This window comes from Massilia sp. P2_C2 (assembly GCF_056404615.1).
Genome location: NZ_JBFUDR010000361.1, coordinates 1 through 5,463, shown reverse-complemented (window position 1 = coordinate 5,463; position 5,463 = coordinate 1). Strand labels below are relative to the sequence as shown.

2 protein-coding genes are annotated in these 5,463 nt (G+C 68.3%); one reads left to right on the top strand and one right to left on the bottom strand.

Annotated features, from left to right (window positions below):
- Positions 1-24: 24 nt before the first annotated feature.
- A complete protein-coding gene (locus AC1DYX_RS27025; protein WP_477264630.1) occupies positions 25-2,646 on the bottom strand; it encodes a glycoside hydrolase family 3 C-terminal domain-containing protein in 2,622 nt (873 codons plus the stop codon).
- A gap of 325 nt (positions 2,647-2,971) precedes the next feature.
- Here AC1DYX_RS27025 and AC1DYX_RS27020 point away from each other — a divergent pair, with 325 nt between their 5' ends.
- Positions 2,972-5,338 (top strand): dockerin, encoded by a 2,367-nt coding sequence (locus AC1DYX_RS27020; protein WP_477264628.1) that lies wholly within the window; start codon positions 2,972-2,974, stop codon positions 5,336-5,338.
- Positions 5,339-5,463 lie beyond the last annotated feature (125 nt).

Here is a 5,463-nt window from a genome sequence, read left to right as displayed (position 1 = left end):
GTTCCCGGCTACCGGGACAGGTTTTTAGAACTGCGGCAGGCTGCGGCGGCCCTTCACGTTGACCTTCAGCGCGACGCCGGCGGTCTGCGGTCCGGGCTGGCCGCCGCCGATCCACACGTCGGCCGGACCCGCCTCGACATTGCGTTTGCCGGCCGCGTCGACCGTGCTCAGGGCCTTGCCGTCCAGGTCGAACGTCAGCCGGCGCTTCTCGCCCGGTTGCAGGTTGACGCGCATGAAGCGGACGAGGGTCCGGTTCGGCGCCGCGGGACCCGGGCGGGCGACGTAGACCTGCACGACTTCGTCCCCGGCACGCGGTCCGTCGTTCTTCACGTCGACCGCGACCTTGGCCACACAGCCCGCGCACACCGCCCTGGGCGCCGGGGCCGCGAGCTTGTACGAGAAATGCGTGTAGCTCAGGCCATGGCCGAACGGGTACAGCGGCTCGCCCTTGAAGTACTTGTAGGTGCGGCCCTGCATGCCGTAGTCCTTGAACGGCGGCAGGTCGCCGGCGGACTTGTAGAACGTCACCGGCAGGCGGCCGGCGGGGCTGAAGTCGCCCGCGATCAGTTCGGCCACGGCCTGGCCGCCTTCGCCACCCGGATACCAGGCCTGGATGATGGCCGGGACGTGGCCCGCGGCCCAGTTCAGCGACACGGCGCTGCCGCTCATGTTGACGTAGACGAGCGGCTTGCCGAGGCTGCCCAGGCGTTCCAGCAGCGCTTCCTGCGGGGCGGGCAGGTCGAGGCTCGTGCGGTCGCCGCCGGCGAAACCCGGTGCGTTGACCGACATCTCTTCGCCTTCGAGCTGCCACGTCAGGCCGCCCGCGAACACGATGACGTCCGCCGCGCGCGCCGCCTCCAGCGCGGCCGTATCGTCGAAGCTCGGGCGCGTCCATTGCAACTTCTGCTCGCCGTCCCAGCCTGTCTGCCGCGCTTCGATCTCGACCTTGTACACCTTGCCGGCCGCGAGTTCGACGGGGACGTTCGACGTCGGCCAGGCGATGTCCCACAGGTCCGTGACGAGGCGGTCGTCGATGCGGATGCGGTAGCCCGGACCGCCCTTCAGGCGCAGGTGGTGCGGGCCGCTCTCGGCGGCACGCAGGTAGCCGCTCCAGCGTGCCGACGTCTTGTGGTCGAACGCGTTCGGCCAGCCCCAGCGGAACTCGGCCTGCGGGGTGGTCTCGACGGCAGCGGGCGTGCCCGACAGATCGAGGTTGTTGAACCGTTCCACCTTGACGCCGGGGTGGGCGCAACCAGCGTCGAGGCACATCGCGTCCGCCGGTACGTCCTGCAGCGGCGGCGCGACCCAGCCCGTGCCTTCGACGAACGTGATTCTCGCCTGCGGGAAGCGGGCGCGCAGGCCGGCCAGCACGGTGACCGGCTTCGACGGCGTGCCGCTGTAGTTGCCGACCAGCGCGTCGACGCTGTCGGCGTTCGGACCGATCACGGCGATGCCGCGCGGCGCCGCCTTCAACGGCAGCAGGCCGTCGTTCTTCAGCAGCACGAGCGACTGGCGCGCCGCTTCCAGGTTGAGGCGCTTGTCGCCCGACGTGTCGTAGTCCTTCGCCGTGATGCCGGCAAAGGGCTGCGGCTTGTCGAGCAGGCCGAGGCGGATGCGTGCCTCCAGCAGGCGCAGCACGGCACGGTCGACGTCGGCCTCGGCCAGCAGGCCCTGCTTGACCGCCTTCACCGTGGTCCCGGGGGTGGCCGTCGGGCTGTCGCCGAATTCGCACATCACGTCCGTGCCGGTCTTGATGGCGGCCGCCACTGCGCGTTCGGGCGTGTCGACGTAGCGGTGCGCCCCTTCGGTGTGGATGTCGGCGATGGCGCCGCAGTCGGACACGACGTGGCCCTGGAATTTCCACGTATCGCGCAGCAGGTCCTTCAACAGAGGGCCGTTGGCGCAGGCAGGCATGCCGTCTACCGCGTTGTACGCGCACATGAGGGACAGTACATGGCCTTCCGTCACGGCGGCGTGGAACGCGGGCAGGTAGGTTTCCGTCAGGTCGCGCGGGGAAGGATGGACGTCTTCGCGGTGGCGGTCGGCCTCCGGTCCGCTGTGCACGGCGAAGTGCTTGACCGTGGCCGAGACCTTCGGGGCGCCCGGGCCGGCCCCCTGCAGGCCGCGGATATAGGCCACGCCCATGCGCGCCGTCAGGTACGGGTCTTCGCCATAGGTCTCCTGGCCGCGGCCCCAGCGCGGATCCCGGAAGATGTTCACGTTCGGCGACCACACCGTGAGGCCGCGGTACAGGTCGGAGCCGCCGTCGGGATGCACGGTCTCCAGGTACTTGGCGCGGAACTCGGTGCCGACCGTGTCCGCGACGCGTTCGATGAGCGCATTGTTCCACGTGGCGGCCAGGGCGATCGCCTGCGGGAACACGGTGGCGTTGCCGGCGCGCGCGACGCCGTGCAGGCCTTCGCTCCACCAGTTATAGGCGGGGATGCCGAGCCGCGCGATGGCGGGCGACGTGGATTGCAGCTGGCCGGCTTTTTCTTCCAGCGTCATGCGGGCAAGCAGGGCCTGGGCCCGTGCGGCGGGATCGGCCTGCGCCGCTTGGACGGGCTGGGCGGTCAGGGCCAGCAGGGCCAGCGTTTGCGCCACGGCCGCCGCGACGGCGGTCCGGGACAGGTGTCGAGATGTCATATGCGTTTTCGAATGGGGTTGCGGGCGGCGCACGTTGCGCGCGCGGATGCTAGCACCCGAATGGATAGGCGGATGCGTCACGAGACCCGGTTCCGAGAAATTTTTCGCGGGCTGCGCGATTTCATGATTCTTTGGTGGCAACTCACGTATTTCGTTGGCAACTTGAGGTTTTTCGTCATTGCCGCTGCCCCTGCATCTTCACAGAATGTAACCAACGCCGCGAGCTTCGGACGATCTCGCGGCGGTCGAATACCGGCGATTGGGCGTGCCTGGAGACGTGGCGCAAGGCCGGTAGGTCATCACAATCAATCTGGAGTACACAAGCATGCAGAAGATGCGACTCATCGCGTTGGCCGGCGTCGTGGCGGGCCTGGCGGCCGGCTGCGGCGGCACCGACGCCGACCACGGCAACGGCAACGGTACCGTCATGGCGGGCACCATCGGTTCCGCCAGCCCCACCATCAAGACCGCCCGCTTCGGGAGCGTGAAGTTCGGCGGCGGCGGCTACGTGCCGGGCCTGATCTTCCACCCGACCAGCCCGGATGTGCTGTATGCGCGTACCGACGTGGGCGGCGCCTACCGCTGGGATCCGGCTACCTCGTCCTGGACCGCGATCACGGACGTGTTCGGCCCCGACGAGGGCTTCTACCACGGCAGCGAAACACTGGCGCTCGACCCGAACGACGACCAGCGCGTCTACATGAGCGCCGGCATGTATAACTGGGCCAACAGCCACGCGCGCCTGTACATTTCCACCGACCGCGGCACGCACTGGACGCACGTCGACCTGCCGTTCCCCGCGGGCGGCAACAACCAGGGCCGCGCCATCGGCGAGCGCCTGATGGTCGACCCGAATAACCCGACCATCCTGTTCTACGCGACGCGCACGGCCGGCCTGTGGAAGAGCACGGACCGCGGCCAGACCTGGAACCAGGTGACGTCGCTGTCGACGCTGACGATGACCCAGGCGCAGATCGACACGACCAACTGGAGCAGCCCTGTCGGCATGGAGCAGGTGATCTTCGACACCGATACCAAGGGTACCGGCAGCGCCACGCAGACGATCTACACGGCGGTGGCGCCCGACTACGCGGGCATGGCGGGCCTGACCGCCGGCCTGTACAAGACGACCAACGGCGGTACGTCCTGGACCAGCATTCCCGTCCCGGCCGATGTGCAGGGCTTCGTCATCCCGCACATGGTGCGCGCCAAGGATGGCATGATGTACGTGGCGTTCACGAAGGGCAACGGCCCGGGCGCCGGCGGTCCGTGCCGCCTGTACAAGTTCGACGGCACCAACTGGACCCTGCTGAAGGGCTACGACGACACGCAGTGGTCCAGCTTCGGCATGGGCGGCCTGTCGGTGTCCGGCACCGGCGCCCACACCCGCATCGCGCTGGGTGTGACCAACACGTGGGGCAACTGGGTTGGCATGCCGGCCGTGCAGATGTCCGACGACGGCGGCGCCACCTGGCGCGAAATCGCCAACCTGATGCCTCGCAACCCGACCGATGGCGGTTACTCCGGCTGGGTGGACGACGTCGAGATCGACCCGAACAATCCGGACCGCGTCCTGCACGTGACCGGCGGCGGCGTGTGGGAGACCCGCAACGCGTCGGCCGCGCAGCCGACGTGGAACTTCGTGGTCGAAGGCGTCGAGGAAGTCGCGACGAAGGCCCTGATGGCCCCGGCGCCGGGTGCCGGCTACTCGCTGATGCGCGCCGGCCTCGACATCGGCGTCACCGTGCAGACGGAACTCCTCAAGTCGCCCACGCGTACCTCGGGTAACTGGTTCGGCAGCGCGTTCGGCATCGACGCCGCATGGTCCAACCCCAACTACATCGCCGCCATCGGCGCCGGGTCGTACGACTTCCCGGACATCGTCGGCGCCTACTCCACCAACGGCGGGGTGAGCTGGAACCGGTTCGCAACCAACCACCCGGACGCGAAGGCGCACCAGTCCGAAACCGCCAGCATCGCCGTCACCAAGGCCGGCAACGCGGTCTGGGCACCGGCCGAGTCGGTACCGGCGTGGACGTCCGACAACGGCAACACGTGGACCTACACGAACCTGCCGGCACTGCAAAACGCATGGGTGTCGCGCGGTTATCACGTCGTGGCCGACCGCAAGAACCCGAACAAGGTCTATGCGTACAACTCGGGCGGCGCGTGGTGGCAGCTGTGGGCCAACGAAACGCCGCGCTTCTTCACGTCGACGGACGGCGGCCACACGTTCACGGAGAGCACCGCGTTCCCGACCAGCGGCGCGGCGCTGAACTCGTTCCAGGTGAGCTCGGTCGCCGTCAATCCGAACGCGGAAGGCGACATCTGGCTGGTGGATGGGTTCAGCGTCCTGCACTCGACCGACTCGGGCGCGCACTGGACCAGGCTGAACGTGACGCAATCGATCGCCAACCCCAACAACAACTACGAGCCGACGGTCTATGGCGCCACGTCGATCACCCTCGGCAAAGCCCCGGCAGGCGCCAAGTACTCGGCATCGATCTACATCGTGGGCGTGATCAACGGCCAGTGGGGCTTGTATCGCTCGGATGACGGTGCCGTCAACTGGACCCGCATCAACGACGACCTGCACCAGTACGCCGGCATCAGCAACCTGGCGGCCGACCAGAACGTGCCCGGACGCGTGTACTTCGCCGGCGCCGCCCGCGGCGTCCTGTACACCTACTGATGGATGCGCCGGTCCCGCGCACCGTGCACGGGACCGGCCTTTCGCTTCCGAATCAAAGGAGACATTCGAATGAAACTGAAAGCAATCCTGGCCGCGCTCACGCTGGGCGTCGCGGCCGCCAACGC

Bases quoted from the DNA above. Each gene is read 5' to 3' on its own strand.
- AC1DYX_RS27025 (WP_477264630.1), bottom strand. From the start codon at position 2,646: ATGACATCTCGACACCTGTCCCGGACCGCCGTCGCGGCGGCCGTGGCG.
- AC1DYX_RS27020 (WP_477264628.1), top strand. From the start codon at position 2,972: ATGCAGAAGATGCGACTCATCGCGTTGGCCGGCGTCGTGGCGGGCCTG.